The following is a 23,575-nucleotide window of genomic DNA, read 5'->3' on the forward strand; positions in this document are numbered from 1 at the left end:
TTAAAACCTAAAAAATATATGCAAAACATAAGTATTGTATTTTTTTGTACCTAAAAACGTACTTTATTTCTCCCTTTGTAAGTTGTTAATAATCAACTTTACAGTGTTAATTACTAATTGCATAACGTACGAAAATGTGATTTGTAATAAACTAACTATTTAATTATTAACCATTAACCTATTAAAAATGAAAAAATTCTTAAGATTAACAAGTTTGCTGTTTATTACAGCATTAGTATTTAATTCCTGTGAAAAGGAACAAGATGTAGATGCGCCACAAGCCATCAACAAAGAAGTGTCAAAAAGTGCTGGCGCAGATGGCCCTCAAAGTATTACTGACGAAGTCGCCCCACTTGCTGCTGCTGCAGGAGGTGGTGCCGGAGCAAGAACGATTACATTAAAAACAAATACACTATCGTGTGGTGGTGGTTTGTGTACATCGTTTGGTGTTTGGTCAGAGGGCGTTTACACCGTTTGGTTCCAGATGAAATTTAATTCCGGATTTTATTGGAGCAGAGGCGGTAAATGCGGATATGGTATCCTGATTGGTGACCAGAATACTGGTGGCGACCCAGGATGGGATGGCAATGGTGGTAGTGCCAGATTTATGTGGTATTGCCCGAATGGATCAAACAGTGCCAAAGGAAGCGGAGCGTATCTTCAACCTTATGTGTATTACAAAGATCAGCCTGGACAATTTGGTAATGATTTTGGAAAAAAATACTACATACAAGAAGGAGTTACCTATAACTGCCAGATCTCTGTTAAGTTAAACACAGGATCAAATACTAATGGATATGTCAAATATTATGTAAATGGTACAGAGATATTGAATCAAACAATTCGTTGGGTGACTAACGATTCAAAGCGAAATGTTAATGCAGTAAGTCTTCACACGTTCCGTGGTGGTAGTCAGGAATACTGGAAAGCTCCGGTAACAAGTTCTATCTATTATGCCAGTGCAGCCTGGGATGCTCAATAGTTTTTATGCGCTTTAAACAATTTGGCTGGAATAAATAAAATCACAATTTCGATGTTTTTTATTATAGCAGAATCAAAACAAAAGCCACTCCATTTAAGGGGTGGCTTTTGGCTTTTATAACTATAGCAAATCTATTTGTTCTTTTTTTTACCTTTTTTTCCTAACCAGATCAAAAATCCTGTAATGGGTAATGTCATGGCAAACAGCGTTACCAAAAATGCAATTATTTTAGTCGGAAGACCATAAAGGCTTCCGGTATGAATAGGATAGTTCAAACGCCTGATTTTGTCTCCGGTTGAGAATAATTTGTAGGGTCTGGCTTCAATGTTTTCAGCAGTGTATTTATCAAAATAAGCAGCACTCGACTGATTTGGAATTGCCATTTCTATATTTTCCTTAAGCACTAAAATACTGTTGATGGTATCCACAGGCATTCGAATCTGAATGTTTCCGGTGTAAGGAAAAATACTGTCTGCTTTGTTGTAAATGCTTTGGTAAAAAGCAGTATTGTTTAGTTTCGGATCTATTTTGGTTGGGTTTTCTACTTTTGCAGAGGGCTTTTTTGTTGTACCGTCAGCCAGGAAATAAACACCATCCTGAAACCAGGTAAAGGCAAAAGACAATCCGGTAAGTGATATAATAAGCAGAATTAAAAAACTGTAAAAACCAAAAGTAGAGTGGAAGTCCCAGTTGACTCTTTTGAAAGAAGCGCTCCATTTTACAGTTAATCTTTGCTTTAGATTTTTCATTTTTTTAGGCCACCATAATACGATTCCGGAAATGAGCATAAAAGCAAAAATTAAACAAGAGGTTCCCATGATGATTTCGCCAGTTTCTCCCAGTAATAATTGTCTGTGTAACGATAAAACGATGACAAAAAATCTGCTTTCCTGTGGTGTTGTTCCCAGAACTTTTCCGGTATAAGGATCAATTGAAAAAAATTGTGTCTTTTTATCTGAATCCTTTCCCAAAATTTGGAAGGTTCTCGAAGGATCATTAAAAGTATAAATTCGGGTTATTTTTTTTATGGAGTATTGTTTCTCAAGTACTTCTACACAATAGTCAATGCTCTTTTTTGTTTTCCCTACTGTTGAAACATTATAATATTCAGGATGTATAGCTTTATCAATTTCTTTTTCAAAAACCAAAATACTTCCCGATAAAGCGGCTATAAAAACAATTATACCAGAGCCAAGTCCTAACCATAAATGTAAAAAGCCAATATTCTTTTTTAATGTTTTCTTCATATATAAGTCTTTAGTAGAAATCTCAAATACTAACCTGAAATGTTTTTTTCAGGATCTGGCGCAAATTTAAACTTATTTAGACTAAATATGGGTTATGTTGACAAAAATAAATTGAGAATTTAACATTGAAATATTCCATTTAGTAGAAAGCATCAAAAGAGAAAATCCTCATAATTGAAGAATAGAGAGCCATTTTTTTTCAGAATAAATTGAAATTTACTTGTTAAACAATTATTAATTTATATTTTTGCACTGTTTTTATTAATTCTAAATAAGAATAAATCACTAACCAAAAATTAAAATCAATGAAATATCTTAGTTTAAGAACATCAAAGTTTTTATTTATGATGGGGCTTTTATTTTCAGCCCTTTCTTCTTTTGCACAACAAAATCATGGAAAAATAAAAGGTCATATCAACACTTCTGATGGGAAACCTGCATCAGATGTAAATATTATACTTAAAAATTCAAAATATGGAACTACTACAGATGAAGATGGAAATTTTGAAATCAGCAGAGTAAGGGAAAACAACTACACCTTACAAATCGCTCTGGCTGGTTATGAAACTTTGGAAAAGCAGGTTATGATTGAAATTAATAAAACGACTGTAGTTAATGAACAATTGAGCGTTTCTAATAAAGAGCTGCAGGAAGTTGTTATTAGTAACAGAAAGAGCCTTCTTTCCAAAAAAACACAATATGTTGCCAGAATGCCGCTTAAAAACATAGAAAATCCACAGGTTTATAATGTTATACACAAAGAACTAATTCAGGAACAAATTGTAATTGATGCAGCGGGCGCTATAAGAAACGCACCGGGAGTTGTACCACTTAATTATCCTTCAGGCGGATTTGCAGTTATTTTTAGAGGTTTCACTGTGGGAATAAATTCCCGAAACGGAATGGAAACATTATCAGGAAGATCAACTGTTGGTATTGCAAACGTAGAGCGAATTGAAGTGCTAAAAGGACCTTCAGGAACTTTGTTTGGATCGTCTGCTTCTTCTTTTGGAGGAGTTGTCAATCTGGTTACTAAAAAACCTTTTGAAACATCAGCTACAGAAATTTCGTATACAGGTGGAAGTTTTGGACTAAACCGACTTACAGTTGATATCAATACACCCTTGACTAAAGATAAAAAAGTTCTTTTTAGACTTAATGCGGCAGTTAATAATGAAAAAAGCTTTTTAGATTACGGTTTTAATAAAACAGTATCTTTTACTCCAAGTATTACTTTTAAAGCAAGTGAAAAATTGACTTTCAATATAGATGCCGAATTATTTAAGGTGAATAATACCAAACCCTTATTCCCAACTGTTACTACCGCGTCTGGAATTACTAATCCGGGAGATATAAAATTAGATTATAAAAAATCATTGGTACATGATGATGCTGATGCAAAATCTTCTTCATCAAAAGCATTCGTTCAGGCAGAGTATGAAATATCAGATCATTGGAAATCAACTACTTTATTCTCTTATGTAAATGAAGATCTGGATTACAGTTATCAGGTTTTACCAACCTGGACTTCGCCTACTACGGCTACTATACGTGCAACGGTTTTTGGGCCTATTTCAAGTAATTATACTAATGTTCAGGAGAATATTAATGGGGAATTTTCGACAGGAATTTTAAAACATAAGATAGTAGTGGGTGCTAATTACAGATATTATACGGATACATTTTCGTCAACACCAACACCTACGGCACCATTCAGAACAATTGATGTTACAACCAATTTTGCTCCGGTGAGAAGAAACGAAATAGATAAAGTATTGTTGGCACCAGTTATTAGAGCAGGAAGAGATGAATATACTTTTAGCGGTTATGCCTCTTATGTATTAGGCGTTGCAGACAGACTGTTCGCAATGGCAAGTTTACGTTTAGATAATTTTGACAGAAAAGAAAGCGGAACAGTACCGGGCTATAGCCAAAACTCCTTGTCACCAAAACTGGGAGTGGTATATCAGGTTGTTAAAGATCAGGTTTCCATATTCGGAAATTATATGAACGGATTTCAGAATTTAGCACCGGTTCAGCAACCAAGTGGCGAGCAGTTAATATTAGATCCGCTTTACGCAAATCAATATGAGGCAGGTGTAAAAACGGAATTGTTTAATAAAAAAATAAGTGCAACAGTTAGTTATTATAAAATTACGAATGATAACGCTGTAATAAGACAAGCTGATTTAGTTTACCAACAAGATGGAAAACAGGTAAGTAAAGGTGTTGAGTTTGAATTTTTAGCTCACCCGCTTCCTGGTTTAGATATTACGGCCGGATATGCTTATAATGATAATCGTATCGTAAAAACAAGTGAGGCCAACAAAGCGATTGAAGGTAATAAAGCGCAAGATGCACCAGAAGATGTAGTCAACTTTTGGGCTTCTTATAAATTTCAAAATGTTTTAAAAGGATTCGGTATTGGAGTTGGAGCTAATTATGTAGATAAAAGTTATATGTCGACTGCGAATACTTTTTATATTCCATCCTACACGATTTTTAATCAAACTGTATTTTATGAGCAATCAAACTGGAGAGTGGGAGTTAAGTTGAATAACCTTACCAATGAAAAATACTGGAGTTCCTGGGGTGCGCCTCAACCACCAGCAAATTTCTTAGTAAATTTGACTTTCAAATTCTAAAATTCGCTTCAAATTAAAAGTAAAAATCACCTCTATATTTAAATAGAGGTGATTTTTTTATTTGGTAGAATAAAGTTTATTTCACTAAAATCTCTATTTCTAAAGCTTCTTTAAGCAACGGATAATTTACTTTTCCGTTTGGCGTAAGCGGCACATCTTCTATAAACATCACTTTTAACGAATTGGCATGAAGATTCAGTTTTGCTTTTAAAACTTTCAGAATTAACTCTTTGTTTAAGTTTTTATCCGTGTACATAACGGCTAAATGTTTATCGTTTATTCCTAAACATATAAAGGTTTGTCCACCCAAAGCATCTTTCAGAAGCAGCTCTGTTTCATCGAGATTGAGTCGTACACCAAATAATTTTACAATTCGTTTTATTCTGCCTACAATATAGTAGTAACCTTCATCATCTTTCCTGGCTTTGTCTCCTGTATGGAGTTTTTCCTCCTGTTCAAAAAACTGAAGATCACCTCTAATATTGGCATAGCCTCCAAATACATTTGGACCAGTATAAATTAGTTCATCTGTTTCATTGTCGATTTCGAAGCTTCCGTTTTTTACCGGTAAACCAATTGAAGTTCCTTTTCTAAGTAAATCTTTTGGAGGTAAATATGCCATTCGGCCACAAGCTTCTGTTTGACCATATTGAGCAAAGAATTGTTTTCCGAATTTTTCACTGAAATCCGAAATAGCTTCAATTAATTTATGATTCAGCATTCCGCCTGTATGCGTAAGATATCGAAGTGAAGGATGATCTTTTTTGAAAAAACCAATACTGTACAACATCTCATAAAAATAAGGAACTCCACCTAAGGTAGAGTATCCATATTTCTTAAAATCGGCCCAGAATTCTTTCTGAAAAGCGTCTTTATCTGTACAAACAATCTGATTGGCTTTGATGCAATTTGTCGTAAAAATAGATAAGCCGTACACAAAATTAATCGGCACATTTAAAGGCACAACATCATCTGCTCGAATCGGCATATATTCCATAATAGACTTCGCATTTTGTACCAGATTTTCATCAGAAAGCCTGACAAATTTTGGTGACCCCGTTGTTCCCGAAGTACTCAGCATAAGTTTGGTTTTTGGATGTATCGGATAAACTAAATTTACATTTCGCTTAAACAATACAATCGTGTCTGAAACATTCACAGCTGTATAACCCTCTATTTCAATACGAGTCGGATCGTAGATGTAATAAGGAGTATATTTTTGCTCTAAATTCTCCTTAAAATCTTCCAGTAGACCCATTCCCAACAGCGCAATTGTGTACCTGCTTTGATAAAAGTTCAATAGCGTTTCGATTGCCGGTAACTGATTATCATTGTAAATAAAAACCACAGAACGCAGGTTTTCAATTTCCAAAGACTGATGCATTTCTGCAATAGATTTTGAAAGTCCTGTACTGGAATCTGTAAAGGTCAGTTTTTCGTTTTTCCTGATTAAATTGTATAGTTCCATAGGTTTAGGTCTATTCTAATTAATTTCAAATCCGTATTTTTTAAGAATATCTTTGATTTTTGTTACGCTTCCCATTTCCAGGATATCTTCCATTTCTATAGAAATTTTATAAGTGCTTTCCAGTTCTTCTATCAGTACCAAATGGCTCATAGAATCCCATTCGGCAATAGCCTGATATTCTAATTGGTCGTTTACTGCTTCAACAGGAATTTCAAAAGCTCTTGAAAATACGCCGTGTAATTGTTCTATTGTATTCATCTTATTATTATTATTATTTAAATTAATTTATTTTTCTGTCTGTTAATTTTTTCACGCAGATTTCAAAAGATTTAGGCAGATGTACGCAGATGATTATATCAAAATAAATATGCTTAAATCTTTTTTTAAATCTGCGTGAAACAAAATTGCCTGAATAATTGTTTTTTTTATTAAACCCTGGTATGCTTCCATTTTCCTTTTCGGAAGACAATAATACAGGCCACTGCCAGTACAATTTCCGAAACAAGGATGGCTGTAAAAACACCATTTGATCCCAGTTCAAAAGAGATTCCTAAGGTATAAGCCAGCGGAATCTGAACAATGTAAAACATTAGGATATACAGCCAGGTAACGACTTTTACTTCACCTGCTGCATTGAGCGCTCTTGAAATAACCATTGTATAACCAAGAAGGATATAGGCTATAGAAATGAGATGGATATACATCGTACTAAAAGAGATAACTTCAGGGATATCGGTAAAGATTTTGACAACAGGAACTGCAAGGAAAATCCAGCAGACGCCAATTAAAACAAGAAACCCCATATTTAGCATTCCTGCTCTCCAAACCGATTTTTCGGCTCTTTCGGGTTGTTTTGCTCCAAGATTTTGTCCGGTTAAAATTCCTGCTGCATTCCCAAGACCCCAGGCAGGCATTGTGGCGATAGACGTTACGCGTTGCGCCAGAATATATCCTGCGAGAGCACTTTCGCCAAAATGAGACATAATTTTGATCATAAAAACCCAACTTGAAGCAGGAATGATAAACTGAACCGTTCCGCCAAAAGCGAGTTTTACCACTCTTTTGAAAATTGCCAGATTGAATGCTAACTGTGCTAATCCTATTTTTAACACCGTTTTTCCTCTTACCAGATACCACGCCTGATAAAGCACACCGATCACCCTGGCAATTAATGTCGCTAATCCAACTCCCAGTAAACCGTAAGCCGGAATGGGCCCGAAACCAAAAATGAAGACCGGACATAATGCAATGTTTATGGCATTCGAAAGCCAGAGTATTCTCATAGCTGTAGAAGCGTCGCCCGCGCCACGAAAGATTCCGTTGATTACGATGCGGAGAATTAAAAATCCGCTTGACGCAAACATGACAATTCCGTAAGAGGTTCCTTCCTGAACCATTGCATCAGAAAGTCCCATGGCACTCATAATATCGGTGGCCCAAATAGAACAAACGATACTTATAAGTGCTGCAATTGGTACTGTTATGTAAATTACCTGCATTGTAGTCTGGCCTGCTGCTTTGAATTTTTTCTCTCCAATTCTTCTCGAAATCATTGCCGATGCCGCAATTCCAAGACCTATTGAAACGGAATAACAAAACGTAATAAAAGTAGTTGTAGCTCCGGCAATAGAGATTGCGTTTGTCCCCAATGTGCTCACAAAGAAAAGATTGGAACATACAAATAATGATTCCATCAAAAGTTCAGCAACCATTGGCACTGACAGCAAAATGATTGTTTTATTTATGCTTCCAGAAGTAAAATTGCTTTCAGTTCCTGCAAGTGAACGCCTTAGAAGACCAAAGAAGGAGCGGGTTTTTAAAATAGCTTCTTTCATTAGTTTTCTTTTTCGGTTAGTACTTCTTCATGAATCAATTGATGTAACGGATTCGGAATAAAACCACTTTTTTTCATGTGCGGAAAACCAGCCGTTTCTTCGTAACCATTATATAAACGGCGACTATTGAAAATAAGACGTTTAAATTCAGGAATAAATAAATTGTATTTATCAAACATATCCTGAAGTTCCGGATGTTCTTGTTGATATTCTAAAATAATATCATGAACACAATTCCAAAAAGAAGTTTCTGAATAGTTGGCAGTTGTAATTAATACATCGCTCAGGTATCTGAAAAAAGCATCGAAAACGGCAATAAGTATCGTTAACGGCGCATTTTCAGGGTTTGGAGAAGCTACAAACATGTTTTCGATAAATTCCTGTGGAAGCTTTTTCTTTCCTTCTTCATTAATTAAAATATCGCCCACAAAGTCCTGCAAGGCAATACGAGTTGGAACGTAATCCTTAAGTATAAGAATCACATTTTGGCCGTGCGGATCGATGCATAATGAATGTTGATAATAAATTTGAAGTACCGGTTTAAGATAGGCTGTCATATAGGCTTTTAACCATTGTTCTGTCGAAAGTCCGGATTTCTCGATTAGTTCTTCCACCAAACTTTTGCCATGATCGTCAACATAAAGCAATGCTGCCATGGTCATCAAATTTTCTCCGTGCTTTAGAAAATTTATCGGACTCTCGCGCCACATTGCACCCAAATACTCATTGTATTGATAGGGAGGATTTACAATTTTACTGTAATTGGGATGTGTATAGGTAACCGAAACCATTTCACCTAAAAGAATTACCCCCATTTTTTGCAAATGAAGATCTTTTTTAAGAATATCTTTAAGATAACCCGTAAGACGTGGCGCCACTGACAATTGTCTCGGACACAATCCTCGGATATGGCTTGTGTTTAAGATAGACATTGACGTTTTTACGTAATGTTTATGAGGTTTGCTCTGATTGAAAAAAGTACGGATACTTTGTTGCGGACTGTAAATATCTTCTGTTAATTCCAATGGAATAAGATGTTTAGACGCAATATCATTAGCAAATTGCATAACCAGTTTATTCTGCCATTGCCATAAATGCACGGGAATAAAAATATAATCATCGGGATTTACCTTTGACTGAATGAGTTTGTTTTTGAAAACGGCTATTTTTTCGGCACCAATTTCATTTTCATAGAAAGTATGATCGCTCATATCTTCTTGCAGACGTAAAGTGGCTCTTTTTTTATGAGCAGCAATCCAAACCAAACGGGTTTTTTGACCGGATTCCGGCGTGTAATTTTCATAATCTTCAGAGTCAAAACCAATTCGCCCCTTGTTTACAATTACCCACGGATGACCGTCGAGACTGTGTTCTATAGTTTGAAAATCAGCATTTGCCAATTTTGCTGCGGATAAGCGGCGTTTTGAATGAATAAAAGCATCAGCATATAAAGTGTGAAGCAATTCCTCAATATAATGGGCGAGAGTGAAAGAATTAATTCCGAAAGTTTCCTGAAGTTCCAGAAAGAAATTTGGTACATCAACCTGATCTGATTTTACTTCATCTTCAATTTTATAAATGCTTTCTTTGACAATATGCCAGTAGTTTAGAAATCTTGGATAAGCTGAAAAATGGTAACAAATATTTTCTTTGTCGGTTTCTAAAATAAAATGGGTCAAACCATCTTCTTCTCGGCTAATTATTTGAGGTTTTGCCACATCTTCGCGCATCAATTCAGAGATGCTTTTGGCGAGCAAGCTTCGATTTACTTTATCCCAAATAGGAGAATTAAGATGCTGTGCGTCTTTGAATATATTTTCTGAGGTTGTCATTTTTTAATTATTTAATTGCTCATTTATTAATTCCAGAACATCATTTTCAACCAATGCTGATGTTGCTTTTTGCACACCAAATTGTTGAAAAGCAATTCGTTTTTCGACCTTATAAACTTCACGATTTGCCAATTGATTTATAATAAATGAATTTCTGTAAGCGCCCATTCCTAAGTCAGGAGTAGAGAGTCCGTGCGTGTGTAATTCGGCATTCTGAACAAAAATATCCGTGCCATTTTTGTCAATCGTATAATTGCGATTTACATTAAACAAACCATTTTCCAGACGATTGATTTTGCTCTCAATTCCCGAAAGAATTGCCGGTTCTTTGTATTTATAGCCTGTTGCCAGAATTACATAATCGGTTTGATCATCGAAAGGCTGATCCAATTCAGTATGTACAAAATCTAGGTTATAAGATCCGTCGGCTTCCTGATTAACAGAAACCAGACGCATATTTGAACGTAATTCTACATTCAGCGCTTTGTCTTCTAAGCTCATTTCGTACAAACTATCGAAAATTTCGTTAATTAATTCCTGATCGATCCCTTTATAGAGTCCGTGTTGTCTGGCCAGAAGTTGCTGACGTTTTTCAGCAGAAAGACTATGAAAATGATCTACATATTCGGGAGAAGTCAATTCCAAAGTTAATTTTGATTTATTATCAAGTGGAAAAAAATGAGAAGAACGGGTAAACCATTTTAATTGTAGCCCGTTTTCAGTTTCAGGTAAAAGATCACGAAAAACTTCTGCTGCACTTTGTCCGGAACCGATAATAGTGACCGATGCATTTTTGCGAATACGTGATTTGAAATACAAATATTTCGAAGCATGAATTACATTATGTAACACTTCCTGGTCAATAAATTCCGGAATATGTGGCGAAGTTCCTGTACCCAAAACAATTTTATGAGCATAATAAGTAGCTGTTATACAAGTCTGAGTGTTCATGACGATTATTTTATAAACATAATCAACATGATCGATCGAAACAACTTTATGTGAGAACCTGCAATTTGACAACTGAGCAGCGACCCATTTGCAATATTCATTATACTCTCTTCTGTAAATAAAGAAGTTTTCACGAATGTAAAATTTATACAATCTACCGCTTTCTTTGATGTAATTTAAGAAGCTGTATTTATTTGTGGGATCAGCCATTGTGACCAAATCTCCTAAAAAAGGCACCTGAAGTGTTGCATTATTCAGCATAAGACCTGGATGCCAGTCAAAGTTTTCTGACTGATCAAAAAACAATGCTGATAATTCTTCAACAGGTTCGATAAGAGCTGCAAGCCCAAGATTGAAAGGACCAATTCCGATGCCTATTATCGAATATATTTTTTCTGTACTCATTGTTATTTTTTTATGGATTAAACCTGAGGTGCTGAAACTGTATTATTTTGAAAATCTTTGGCAGCAGGAAATTTTGCCCAATACCATTCTCTGTAACAGAAGTTTAGATTGGCTTTTTTGTGTGGCATTTCGATTACTTTTTCGATTTTAAAACCTACGTGAGCCTTGTTCATCATGGATGCAATCGAATCTATAGAACCTTCGCCAACCATTTTGCCAACCTTTGGCTCAGCCAAAACAAAATCCATCATAGATTGTGTTGCCGGCGAACCGTATTTTAATTTAGGATCGATTGGAGCGATAAATTGATGTGTTCCATAATCAGATGGCAGAACTTCATAATATTCTCCCACTATATCACGGCTTGCCCAATAAACTTCGATATTAAAAGTCGGAACTCCATTTGCTTCACCAATAAAACTATGGGAATTATCTCCCGGACTCAGCATTCTGTAATAGGCTTCCAATTCACGAATTGGCCAGTTCATTTGCCAGATTTTCAAGGCATGTTCACGATGAAACCATTCGTGAAGCATCTCCAAATCTTTATCAATATCAACCGGGCGCAATATTATCGTCACATTTTCTTTCTCAAAAAAGCGACTGAAAACAGTAGTGTTTTCTTGTGGATTAATCAGTTTTTTAGAGAAAAAGTGTTTGTTTAAAGGATTTGGGAAAGTTTTGTAAACCGCTGGATTTGTTCTCGGCGCACTGGCTTCGTCCATATTGTTTAAGCTAGTTAATAGATTTCCTTTTACGACCAATTTTACATTGTTGGTAAAATGTGAAACCAAACCTGTAGTATCTAAATCTTCTTCTTTTTTTAAGGCTTCGTATATCAGGTTAAGAAGTACGGTTTCATCGGCCAATTTGTTTTTTCCGAGGATATTAACTACTCCAAACAAGTGGTTTACCAACAAATAATAGCCCCAGAAATCAATAATTCTCTTTTCGGCGATAAAAGATCTGCTTTCTTTTCCAAAATCAGAAATCAAACGTTCCAGTTCTTCTACTTTTCCCTGACGGAAAAAATACCCCTGATTGTCTCTGAAATAAAGTTTTGAAGGGAAAAGATTCTCGTCAAATTCAACCAGCATATTTTGTTGATGAAACTCAGATCCGAAGCCGTATTTATTAAAAATGCCAACCAAAGGAGTAATGGTAATATTCAAATACTGCCTGAACCATGAAAGTGCAGTTTCGGCCACAGAAGCATCTTGTCTTTTGGCTGCTTCATTGATCAGATTGACGATTCTCGGTGTTTCGCCCAGAATTCCGTCCTGACAAAGTGATGCCACCATCGTTACATTTTTTCTGGCATTGGCTCCTTGAAAAGGATTTTGTCGCACACTTGTACTAAAACCATCAATAATTTTATCATTATAAATAACGGCAATAAAAGCAGGGTCCGTTATAAGCTGAACTTGAGGATAATCTTTCTGAATTCCTTTTCCCCAATCTGTTTTCATGAGTTGTGCCGCATCATAGCCACGATTCAATTCATGTAAATAATTAACACGAAATGAGTTGGTGATTTTTACGTGCAAAGAGAATTTGTACATCCATTCGCTTTCAGCATTATAAACCGTACGAACAGATGAAGTTGCTGTATACGCAGGTCCAAATTGTCCCAAACTAAAAAGAAGCTGCTTCGATTGCATTTCTTTTACTTCTGGCAAATTCAGTAAATAATTGGCTTCCCACGGATGTGTCGGAACTACTTTATATTGGGGATAAAAATCCAGTAATTCTTTGGCGTTTTTATCTGTATATTTTAAAATTTCTTTTTTCAGATAGTCTGCCATTAAATAGTCTTCTGCACTTTTTTCTATTACATTTTCAGGATGAATAAGGAAAAAATGCAAGGGAAATTTACCAGAAGTTTCAGGCGAATATTGAAGCAATTCTTTTTTGGTAAAACCTTCTCTGCTTTTTGGCAATGGATGAACACTATGTCCCAAAATCAAAGATTGTTCAGATTCTATAAAGGTTTGTTCAGCATTATTGGCGGAGTGCTCACTATTTTTATAATGTTCAAGGTATAAGGCCAAATTCTCAATACTGTTTTCCATACGTTTTTGCGTAGAAACAGCATCGATTTCAGGATATTCTGCTTTAGAATAAACAGCAACAAGTTCCGTAAATTCCATAGGATTAATTGCTTTGAATTCATCAGTTGCAATATCACGTGACACAACGGGAAAACTGAAAGAATTAACGCCGCTTTCTGAAAAATAAGTCAGCGGAGCAAAAACTTCCTGACCAATAGTAGTAAAATCAAACCTAAGAAAAGAGCTGTGATCAATAGTCTGCATAAAATCAGCAAGTGTCTGATCGTATTTCGGAATGCCTTCGTAACGGCTCCAGTTGCTGAATTCACGGCAATAACAATTTAGCAGTGATTTAAAATTCACCTGTTCTGCAAGCTGATGAAAATTAGTTAAGTCTGTGGTATTCATTTCCATTTTGTTTTATGAGGTTAAGAATATTTTTGATGTCATTAAGAGTGGTAAGAGGATTGAAAATGGTGAATTTCAAATAGAATTCTCCATTTACTTTGGTGCTGGCAACAAGAACTTCTCCACTAAAAAAGAGTTTTTCCTTGATGTATTGATTGACTTCGCAAGAGTTGGATTCGATCGGACCATCAAGATAACGGAATACCAGAACGCCCATGTCTGAGTGGCATAGAAGCTCAAAATTTTCATCAGCTTCAAGATAAGCAGCTGTTTTTTGAGTAGTTTCGATTATTGTATCCGTAAATTGTCCCAGCTTTTCTTTCCCCATATAACGAAGTGTAAACCAAAGTTTTAGTGCGTCAAAACGACGTGTACTCTGAATAATCGATTTATTAATCTGAGCCGGAAGTGCGTCGTAATTCTGCTCTTTCGGATTTAAATAATCAGCGTGATGCTTGATAATATTCAGATGAAGTTTGTTTTTTACAATAAAAGCACTGCTGCTTATAGGTTGAAAAAATGATTTGTGATAGTCGATAGTTACAGAATCGGCAAGTTCAATTCCGTTTAGAAGATGTCTGTGTTTTTCGGTCAACAATAATCCACAACCGTAAGCTGCATCGACATGAAGCCATAAGTTGTTGCGATTGGCAATAGCAGCGATAGCTTGCAGTGGATCAACATTTCCAAAATCTGTAGTACCTGCAGTTGCTGTAATAGCGATTGGGATATTTCCTTTCTCGATTTCCTGAGCAATTGCTTTTTCCAGTTTTTCAGTATCCATACGGTATCTCTGGTCGACACCAACATGTACAATGGCTTGTTCACCAAGACCTAAAATCCAGGCATTTTTATGATTGCTGAAATGTGCTTTATCCGAAACAAAAACTCTGAATTTAGAAGCATCAGGAGGAAGCCCGTCCAATTTAATATTCCATTTTTGATATTCCAATGAATAGTAATCTCTGGCCAGGAGCAATCCCATTAAATTACTTTGAGAACCGCCGGCAGTAAAAATACCGTCCCCATTTTTGTATCCAATTTGCTCACTTGTCCAATCGATTAGCTTGCGTTCCATAAAGGTTCCGCCTGCACTTTGATCATAAGTATCCTGGGAAGAATTGATGGCACTTATCAAAACTTCTGCTGCCAAAGCTGGTATTACAACAGGGCAATTTAAGTGGGCAATATATTCAGGTAGATGATAGGCAGTAGCATGTTTTACATAAATTTCATCGACTTCGTTAAGCAGACTTTCGTAGTCGGGTAGTGGTGATTCGAAATCTATTGCTTCAATTTTAGATTTCATCTCATCCGGTCTGATTCCGCTAAATGGTTTACGGTTGTTTTTTAGGAAATTGGAGACACGTTCCTGTGCTAATTTTACTGCCTCAGCATATTCGGTGCCGGAATTTTGGTGGAATAGGTCTTTGTAAAAATTCTGGTCCTGCAAGAGTGCTTTGTCAAACACTTCTTCTTTGATTAGTGTGGTATTATTCATAAAAAAATATTTAGGGTTTAGTTATTATTATTCGAGATAAAGGACTTTTTTAGATAAGGGAGTTCTCTTTTTTGTGGATGATTTTAAGTCTTCAGGATAATAACCCAGATAAAGAAGCCCCAATGATTTTTCATTTTCTGCCAGGCCAAATTGCGCTACATAATCGATGGCGACTGGTTTTGTACTCCAATAACTGCCAATTTTATGAGCGGTGCAGGTAAGGGCAATATTTTGCACAGCCGAAGAAACTGCTGCGATTTCTTCCCATTCCGGCAAATTGATTTTGGTATTTCGCACCATGATGACACCAATTAAGCAGGCTGCGTTTGACGGATAATTTTTGAGGTAGTTGAGCTTCTCGTTTTGAGCTTCATATGACAATTCATTATAAAAATCTTTGTAATAATGCCCCATATAGTCGCCATATTCCTGAAGATATTTTCCTTTAAAAACAATGAACCTCCATGGCTCTGTCATTTTATGATTTGGAGCCCACGTAGCATTAATTAGAATCTCTTCGAGTAGTTTTTGAGGTATTTCTTTTTTGATAAACTCATTAGCGTAGATACTTCTTCTTTTACGAATATTCTTCGAAATTTTATTTTGTTTATCAGAGTAATCTGATTCCTTGATTTTACTGGACTTAGTCTTGATTTTCATTTTTTTTTGGAAATTTTTTAAGAAAATTCTTTTTTATTTAAAGTAAATACAGATATATTTGTAAGTAATTATTATTTAGAATAAATAAGAATAGTGTTTGACAAATGTATAACTAAATCTCAATAAAAAAAATAAATGCGAAAAAAAATATACGAATGTCCGTACATAAAAAATATATACATATCTATTTTATTATGTATTTAATTGAATATTAATTAATTGTAAAATTTATAACCCTTGTCTATTAATAACTATAAATGAATTGAAAAAATGAAATCACAATCCATTATTGCAGACGAAATGCCTGTTAAAACAAGTTTTAATTTTAAAATTCCTACAAACCCAGTAATTGTAGAAGTAACGCCGCAGGAAAGGAATATTTTATCAAATGTTGGGAATCTTTTGGTAAAAGCTTTTGACCATTATGAAAATCCCGAATATATAGCAGCACTCCATCTTCACGCCTTTCAATTACTTCCGGAACGTATCAGCAGAATTTTAAGTCAGTTTGGTACTGATTTTTCGGCAAATCAATATGGGGCCATTGTTTTTCAGGGTCTTTTAGAGGTTGATCAGGAAGATTTAGGACCAACGCCTCCAAACTGGCAAGACGCTGATTACGCAAAGTTGAATAAATATGGGTTTATATGTTCGCTCCTTCATGGCGCAGTACCTTCAAAACCGGTTCAATATTATGCACAAAGAAAAGGCGGAGGGCTTTTGCACGCCGTAATTCCGGACGAAAAAATGGCCGCTACACAAACAGGATCTGGATCTAAAACGGATTTATACGTACATACTGAAGATGCTTTTTTAAGCAATCAGGCTGATTTTTTAAGTTTTCTATATTTAAGAAATGAAGAAAGAGTTCCCTCAACTTTATATTCAATTCGTTCGCATGGAGCAATAAATGCAACTATGGAAAAATTATTTGATCCTATTTATCAGTGCCCTAAAGATGCTAATTATGATGAGGACCAAACCGTTCTTGGTCCAACCGCTTCTGTTTTATATGGAAACAGAGAACTTCCTTTTATTCGTTTTGACGCTGCCGAACAAATATTCAACGAAAATGCCGGACAAACTCCTGAAGCCCTTTATAACCTGACAGAATTTTGGAATGAAGCGAAGGAACTCATCAACAGTGAATACATTCCGAATTCCGGAGATGTTATTTTTGTTAATAATCATTTATGTGCCCATGGACGAAGTGCTTTTGTAGCCGGACAACGAGAAGAGAATGGCAAAATTGTTAAATGCGAACGTCGACAAATGCTTAGAATGATGAGTAAGACTAGTCTAATTCATATACGTTCTGTGACGCAGACACATGATCCGTATTTTGTAATGGAAGAGCATTTAGGAAGCGTTTTTAATCAGCATTAGCGATAAAGATTTAACCGCAAAGTTTTTTAACCGCAAAGTGCGCAAAGTATTTTTTTTGTGATTTTGTTTACAAACAGAGAGTTCGCAAAGCTTTGCGAACTTAATAAATCCCAACTGTAAACACACCAAAAAAAATACTTTGCGCACTTTGCGGTTAAATTTTAATAATAATGGGCTTACCTCTTCTAGTTTATATTCAGCGTATTGGTAAAATTCTTACATCGAGTAGAAAATACATGAAGTATTAACTGCCTTGTTTGTAGTAATTTAAAATTCACTAAAATTTTAGTTAACATTTTTTTTGCAAAAAAAAACAATTAAACTTTTGGGGTTATTATTTTTAATATACTTTTGTTCTATCAAATTAGTAGGGTTTAAGAATTCATCTTTAATTTTGGCTAGAATTCTTATAAAATCATTCAAATAATAATAATAATAATCCAAAATAAAATAAAAATGAAAAGACGAATGTGTAGATAAGAAAAAACCATTTCTGTTGCAGCAGAAATGGTGAAGTTTAAAGAAATTGTTCATCTCTATAAGGAAAGCGAGAGTGGAGTAAATCCGTTTTCGGCTCACCTTATTTATTAAACCAAAACAAAGTAATGAAAAAAAAATTAAATAGATATGTCTGGTTATGTTTTTTGTTGATTTCCATCGGAATTAAAGCTCAGCAAACCAAACCGTTAATCCAGTCCAGACTCGACGGAACAGTAATCGATGCTATTACAAAGGAGCCTGTTATCGGTGCCTCGGTAAATATTAAAGGTACTACACACGGAGTTGTAACAGATTTGGATGGAAAGTTTTATTTCCAAACAGGGCAAAAATTCCCTTATACTTTAATAGTTAGTTATTTAGGTTATAAAAAGACGGAAGTTGTCGTGGATAAAAATGCAGTTGTGATTTCTCTTTCTGAAGAACAGAACGTGTTGTCAGAAGTGGTAGTTACCGCATTAGGTATTACAAAAGAAAAGAAATCTTTAGGATATACTACCCAGTCCTTAAAAGGTAAGGAGTTGGGAGAAACAAAAGAAACGAATTTTTTGAATAGCCTTACGGGTAAATTAGCAGGAGTACGTATCACCAATTCACAGGGGGATATGGGATCTTCACGTATTGTTATTCGTGGTGAAACCTCAATAGCCGGAAATAACCAGCCATTATTTGTGGTGGATGGAATTCCGGTAGACAATTCACAGTTGAACTTTGGTGGCGCAACCCGCGATTTCAAAAATGCGATTGCCGATTTAAATCCTCAGGATATCGAAACATTAACTGTGCTGAAGGGGCCTAACGCGGCTGCTCTATACGGATCACGTGCTGCACATGGAGTTGTTCTTATAACTACAAAATCAGGAAAAGGTCAAAAAGGATTGGGTATAAGCTTCAGTACGGGTATAACTGTTTCTCAGGTTACCACTTTACCTGATTTTCAAAATTCATTTGGACAAGGATCAAACGGAAAGTTCAGCTATGTAGATGGTAAAGGAGGCGGAGTTAATGATGGAGTTGATGAAAGCTGGGGACCTAAACTGGACGGACGACTTATTCCTCAATTTTATTCAAATGGTCAGGCTGTACCATTTGTTGCCCATCCTGATAATGTGAAAGACTTCTTTAACACTGGTCTTACCTATGATAATAGCATTTCTGTGGCCAAATCAGATGAAAAATCAGATTTTCGTTTAGGAGTAAATAATCAAAAACAATTAGGAACGGTGCCTAACAGTGAAGTAAACAAAACAAACTTTACGGTTAATTCTAATTATCAATTAACAGAAAATATAAAAGTGGGTGTAACAGCCAACTATATTGTGACCAATGCTCCGGCCTTGCCGGGTGGCCCATCAGGTAACCGTGCTGCCGGTGTAATGTTACAGTTTCTTTGGTTCGGACGTCAGGTAGATATCAATCAGCTTCAAAATAATAGAGATGTTAACTGGAACAACAGCTATTACAGCAATCCATATTGGAATGCCTATTATAATACTACCAGCCAACAACGTAATCGTTTAATAGGGGATATCCATTTGGATGCAAAGATTTTCGACGGACTTAATTTTAGATTCCGTACGGGAGTTGATTATTATAACGATCGCAGAAAGTATGAGATTAAGTATGGTACAAATGGAACTCCTTTCGGTTCTTATGCTGAAGATGCTTACACAGTAAACGAGCAAAACACAGAAGGTATTTTTACTTATACCAAAAAACTAAATGATGATTTTAGTCTGGATGCTCTTGCCGGTTTCAATGTGCGTAACCATAGCGATGCAAACAATTACCAAAAAGCACCACGTTTGGCTGTGCCTGATCTATATACATTGACCAATTCGCGAGATCCGTTAACTTCGTCAAATTCATTAGCAAGATTAAGAGTATACAGTGCCTATGCTTCAGCACAATTGGGCTATAAAAATTATGCATTTTTAAACGTGACTGCCCGTAATGACTGGTCATCGACATTGCCAAGCAGTAACCGTTCTTATTTCTATCCATCAATTAGTGGTAGTTTAGTATTATCGGATGCCCTGAAGCTGAAAAGCAATACGCTCGATTTCTTAAAAGTACGTGGTGGTTGGTCTGAAGTAGGTAATGATGCAGATCCGTATCAATTGTCTACAGTTTACAATTTTCAAACTGCATTTGACGGAAATCCAATTCAAACTTCTTCGCAAAAGAAACTTAACGAGAACTTAAAACCAGAAACAACCCGTTCTACCGAAGTTGGTTTAGAAGCTTCGTTCTGGAAAAACAGGCTGCATTTTGATGCTGCATATTATAACACAGATAGTTTTGACCAGATTCTGGAGATAAAAACAACTGCTTCGAGTGGTTATACTTCGCAATTAATCAATGCAGGTAAAATAAACAACCATGGTATAGAAATTCAATTGGATGGAAACCCTGTTCAAACTGAAAATTTCAAATGGAATGTAGGGGTAAATTATTCGAAGAATATAAGCAAAGTAGAGATTTTGGATTACGATAAACAGATTCAAAATTACACCATTGGTTCTTCGGGAGGTGTAGATGTATTGGCATCTGTAGGACAAGCTTACGGTGCACTTTACGGTACGGCTTATGAGCGTGATGCAAATGGAAATATAGTGGTAGGAGCGAATGGATTGCCTAAGGCCGATCCACAAAAGAAAGTATTAGGGCATTACACTCCGGATTATTTAGCGGGCGTAACCAACACATTGACTTATAAAAATCTTGAATTTTCGTTCCTTATTGATGCGAGTGTAGGAGGAGAGCTTTTTTCAGGAACAAACAGAACAGGAATTTATACAGGTGTACTAGCTGAAACTCTTCCTGGTCGTGATGCTGCTAATGGCGGATTAAATTACTATTTGGCTGGTACTACGAAAACCTTGTTGCCAGCTGGTGCAACTGCCCCGGGTGGAGCAGTAGTATATGATGATGGAATGATCTTTAACGGAGTATACGCTGATGGAACTCCAAACACTTCAGTTCTGAGTGCACAGGAATATTACAAAGCGCCGTACAATATTAGTGAAGCCTATATTTACAGTTCAACTTTTGTAAAACTAAGAGAAGTAAAACTTACTTACAATTTGGATAAGAAATTAGCCAAGAAGCTTGGATTTCAGGGAGCAAGTATTACAGCTGCAAGTCGTAACCTGTTCTTTATTTACAAAGACGCGCCAAATATCGATCCTGAAACCGCTTTTAATACTGGAAATGCACAAGGTTTGGAAAGTTTATCCTTGCCAACTACCAGAAATTTTAGCCTTAATGTTAATCTTAAATTTTAAAAACACAGAATCATGCTAAAAAAAATAGTATATATAACGCTGTTTGCATTGTCAGTGACCTCTTGCAGCGATACTTTGGATGATATTAATAAAAATCCAAACGCAACCGAAACACCATTGGCACCTTACCTGTTAACAGGATCATTAAAACAAGGCGCCGATTTATATTGGGGGTCAACAAATAACTTTGACTCGTCTTTATTGTTTGTACAACATTGGGCTAAAATCCAATATACAGAACCGGACCGATACGATGTATCTAACACGTCTTTCACTTCTTTGTGGAATACTGGATATTCAACCCTGATTACGGATTTGAATACGATTATTAATTTTCCGCAAGAACAGGCAAATTCAAATTATAAAGGAATTGCAGTGACCCTTCGTTCATGGACATTTTTATTGTTGACAGATGCTTATGGAAGTATTCCTTATAAAGAAGCAGGTCTAAAAGTAACACCGGCATATAATACTCAAAAGGAAGTATATACAGGATTGCTTGAAGATTTGAAACAAGCCCAATCTTTGCTAAATACAGCGAATGGTACTGTAACCGGCGATTTGGTTTATAAAGGCGACATTTTAAAATGGAAAAAACTGGTAAACTCGCTTCGTTTGCGCATCGCATTGAGAATTTCGGACAAAGAACCTGCTTTAGCGAAGCAGGCTGCGATTGAGGCAACAACAGATGCTGCAGGATTAATAAGCAACAACAGCGAAACTTTTAAGTTTATCTACATCAGTTCCCCGCAGCAGAATCCGGCCTCAGCCTGGTTTGAAACCCGTGACGATTATCGTATTTCGAAAACAATGGTTGATAAGTTAAATGAGTTATCAGATCCACGTTTACCTGTTTATGCGCAGTTACCATCAGATGCAAGCGTAGGGAAATACGTTGGTGGTGCTAATGGATTATCAAATAGTGATGCCAATAGTCAGGGTTTTGCCAAAACATCAAAACCGGGAACTTATTTCCTGACCTCGTCATCACCGGCTGTAATTGCTTCTTATTCCGAAACGTTGTTCAATCTTTCTGAAGCAGTTGCCCGCGGTTATATTGCCGGAGACGCAGAACAGCTTTACAAAAATGCAATCACGGCATCGTTCAACCAATTTGGTATTATTGATATCGCCACTATTTCTAATTATCTTAATCAGGCTACTGTAAAATATGATGCTGCAAATTATGCAAAATCAATAGGTACACAAAAATGGATTGCATTCTACGGACAAGGTCTTGATGCTTTTGTGGAGTGGAGAAGACTTGATTATCCGGTGTTGAAAGCTGGTCCGGCTACGGTTTTGGACGGACAGATTCCTTCGCGTTTCTTCTATCCCGGCACAGAGCAGTCATTGAACGGAAATAGTTATCAGGCTGCAGTAGCTGTTCAGGGAAAAGACCTGCTTACTACAAAATTATGGTTTGATGTAAAGTAGGATTGAATTCCAAAAAATATTCAACACTTATAAATAAAAAAACTCCGCAAATGTTCTGATTTTTGCGGAGTTTTTTCTATTACAAGCCTATAAATTGCTTAGGATCATAAAAAAACTTTTCAGACTTTATAAGTTCACCTTGCCAGTTTTGCCAGGCCATTTCTTCAATTTCAGAAACAGTCCCATTTTTCCATTCAAATCGAAAATACCATTGAATAACAACATGATCGCCATTTACAAAATACGGACGAATGCATTTGGATACTAAGGATTTGACTTTTAAAAGTGTATTTTTTTCATTGGCAACAAGATTACCTCTTCCTACCCGCGGTTCTGCCTGATTTTCCTGCATGGAAGCATCGGTAGTATAAAATTTTTCAATGGCTTTATCATGTTCGTTAGATTCGACCATTGCTATGAATTGCTCTATTGTTTCTATTTTAGGCATATGATTTGGCTTTTAATTTTTGAATAATTTCTAAATATCTATTTTCAAAAATCGGTTGATCAACAGGTAAAACAACCGATTCAAATAGTTGCATCAAATCGTCAGAATGATTTGCTGCTTTTTTTGTCTGGACATTGTAAGGAATAAATTTTATCCATAGAATTGCTTTTAATTCTGTTTCATGTTCATTCCACATTTTCATCTCAACTACTAGAAGATTAGGGGTATATTGAATCAGCTGCGACTCAATTAGTACGGTTTCCATTGTAGAGGCCGGTTTTAAATAGCTTATCTGATTAGAGGCAACAACCCAGCTATTTCCGGTTTCTTTCATATATTTAAATATGTCAAGATCATAATTTTCAGCAATTTGATCCTCCCGGGCATTAATAAAATACTCTAAATACTTAGAGTTGTTTAAGTGATTAAAAGGATCACAGTCCTGAAACCTAATTTTTCTTTTTGTTTTTAATACTTTTTCCATTTTCGAATATATTATATCAAATACCGATCGGTATCTGACGGGTTAAAAAT

The 23,575-nt window shown here is 35.8% G+C and carries 16 protein-coding genes; 5 read left to right on the top strand and 11 right to left on the bottom strand.

The features are described 5' to 3' along the window. Nucleotides 1-187: 187 nt before the first annotated feature. Nucleotides 188-982: a polysaccharide lyase gene (locus AC6CH4_RS06640; protein ID WP_498101334.1), complete on the top strand. Its 795-nt coding sequence runs from the start codon at nt 188-190 to the stop codon at nt 980-982. A 131-nt stretch (nt 983-1,113) separates the two neighbouring features. Here AC6CH4_RS06640 and AC6CH4_RS06645 read toward each other — a convergent pair whose 3' ends face one another. Then, a complete protein-coding gene (locus tag AC6CH4_RS06645) occupies nt 1,114-2,229 on the bottom strand; it encodes a PepSY-associated TM helix domain-containing protein (RefSeq protein ID WP_498101336.1) in 1,116 nt (371 codons plus the stop codon). A gap of 305 nt (nt 2,230-2,534) precedes the next feature. On the opposite strand from AC6CH4_RS06645, the gene AC6CH4_RS06650 reads away from it, so the two are divergent. After that, nucleotides 2,535-4,874, top strand: a complete 2,340-nt coding sequence (locus AC6CH4_RS06650) for a TonB-dependent siderophore receptor (protein WP_498101338.1) — start codon at nt 2,535-2,537, stop codon at nt 4,872-4,874. 76 nt (nt 4,875-4,950) lie between these two features. Here the strand turns inward: AC6CH4_RS06650 and AC6CH4_RS06655 are convergent, their stop codons facing one another. From AC6CH4_RS06655 to AC6CH4_RS06690, 8 genes are all read right to left on the bottom strand, one after another. Beyond that, nucleotides 4,951-6,342 carry an AMP-binding protein gene (locus tag AC6CH4_RS06655; protein WP_498101340.1) on the bottom strand — a complete coding sequence of 464 codons (1,392 nt, stop codon included), beginning with the start codon at nt 6,340-6,342 and terminating at the stop codon, nt 4,951-4,953. Between the two features lie 15 nt (nt 6,343-6,357). Next, nucleotides 6,358-6,600, bottom strand: a complete 243-nt coding sequence (locus AC6CH4_RS06660; protein ID WP_498101342.1) for an acyl carrier protein — start codon at nt 6,598-6,600, stop codon at nt 6,358-6,360. A 170-nt stretch (nt 6,601-6,770) separates the two neighbouring features. Continuing rightward, nucleotides 6,771-8,177, bottom strand: coding sequence for an MATE family efflux transporter (locus AC6CH4_RS06665; protein ID WP_498101344.1), 1,407 nt, complete (start codon nt 8,175-8,177; stop codon nt 6,771-6,773). After that, a complete protein-coding gene (locus AC6CH4_RS06670) occupies nt 8,177-10,009 on the bottom strand; it encodes an IucA/IucC family protein (RefSeq protein ID WP_498101346.1) in 1,833 nt (610 codons plus the stop codon). The genes AC6CH4_RS06665 and AC6CH4_RS06670 overlap by 1 nt, the downstream gene beginning before the upstream one ends. A gap of 3 nt (nt 10,010-10,012) precedes the next feature. After that, nucleotides 10,013-11,365: a lysine N(6)-hydroxylase/L-ornithine N(5)-oxygenase family protein gene (locus tag AC6CH4_RS06675; protein WP_498101348.1), complete on the bottom strand. Its 1,353-nt coding sequence runs from the start codon at nt 11,363-11,365 to the stop codon at nt 10,013-10,015. 17 nt (nt 11,366-11,382) lie between these two features. Next, a complete protein-coding gene (locus AC6CH4_RS06680) occupies nt 11,383-13,824 on the bottom strand; it encodes a GNAT family N-acetyltransferase (RefSeq protein ID WP_498101350.1) in 2,442 nt (813 codons plus the stop codon). Further along, nucleotides 13,802-15,325 carry a pyridoxal phosphate-dependent decarboxylase family protein gene (locus AC6CH4_RS06685; RefSeq protein ID WP_498101352.1) on the bottom strand — a complete coding sequence of 508 codons (1,524 nt, stop codon included), beginning with the start codon at nt 15,323-15,325 and terminating at the stop codon, nt 13,802-13,804. The genes AC6CH4_RS06680 and AC6CH4_RS06685 overlap by 23 nt, the downstream gene beginning before the upstream one ends. A gap of 27 nt (nt 15,326-15,352) precedes the next feature. After that, entirely contained in the window at nt 15,353-15,985 is a 633-nt protein-coding gene (locus AC6CH4_RS06690) for a nitroreductase family protein (protein WP_498101354.1), read from the bottom strand. Between the two features lie 270 nt (nt 15,986-16,255). On the opposite strand from AC6CH4_RS06690, the gene AC6CH4_RS06695 reads away from it, so the two are divergent. The 3 genes from AC6CH4_RS06695 (at nt 16,256) to AC6CH4_RS06705 (ending at nt 22,593) form a co-directional block, all read left to right on the top strand. Then, nucleotides 16,256-17,371 (top strand): Fe(II)-2OG oxygenase family protein, encoded by a 1,116-nt coding sequence (locus AC6CH4_RS06695; protein ID WP_498101356.1) that lies wholly within the window; start codon nt 16,256-16,258, stop codon nt 17,369-17,371. A gap of 605 nt (nt 17,372-17,976) precedes the next feature. Continuing rightward, nucleotides 17,977-21,156: a SusC/RagA family TonB-linked outer membrane protein gene (locus AC6CH4_RS06700; protein ID WP_498101358.1), complete on the top strand. Its 3,180-nt coding sequence runs from the start codon at nt 17,977-17,979 to the stop codon at nt 21,154-21,156. A 12-nt stretch (nt 21,157-21,168) separates the two neighbouring features. Beyond that, nucleotides 21,169-22,593, top strand: coding sequence for a SusD/RagB family nutrient-binding outer membrane lipoprotein (locus tag AC6CH4_RS06705; protein WP_498101360.1), 1,425 nt, complete (start codon nt 21,169-21,171; stop codon nt 22,591-22,593). 79 nt (nt 22,594-22,672) lie between these two features. Here AC6CH4_RS06705 and AC6CH4_RS06710 read toward each other — a convergent pair whose 3' ends face one another. After that, complete coding sequence (locus AC6CH4_RS06710; RefSeq protein ID WP_498101362.1) at nt 22,673-23,041, bottom strand: nuclear transport factor 2 family protein; 369 nt, start codon at nt 23,039-23,041, stop codon at nt 22,673-22,675. Then, nucleotides 23,034-23,525 carry an acyl-CoA thioesterase gene (locus AC6CH4_RS06715; protein ID WP_498101364.1) on the bottom strand — a complete coding sequence of 164 codons (492 nt, stop codon included), beginning with the start codon at nt 23,523-23,525 and terminating at the stop codon, nt 23,034-23,036. Before AC6CH4_RS06715 ends, AC6CH4_RS06710 begins: the two co-directional genes overlap by 8 nt. Nucleotides 23,526-23,575: the final 50 nt, after the last annotated feature.

This window comes from Flavobacterium sp. GQ95, from assembly GCF_059758655.1.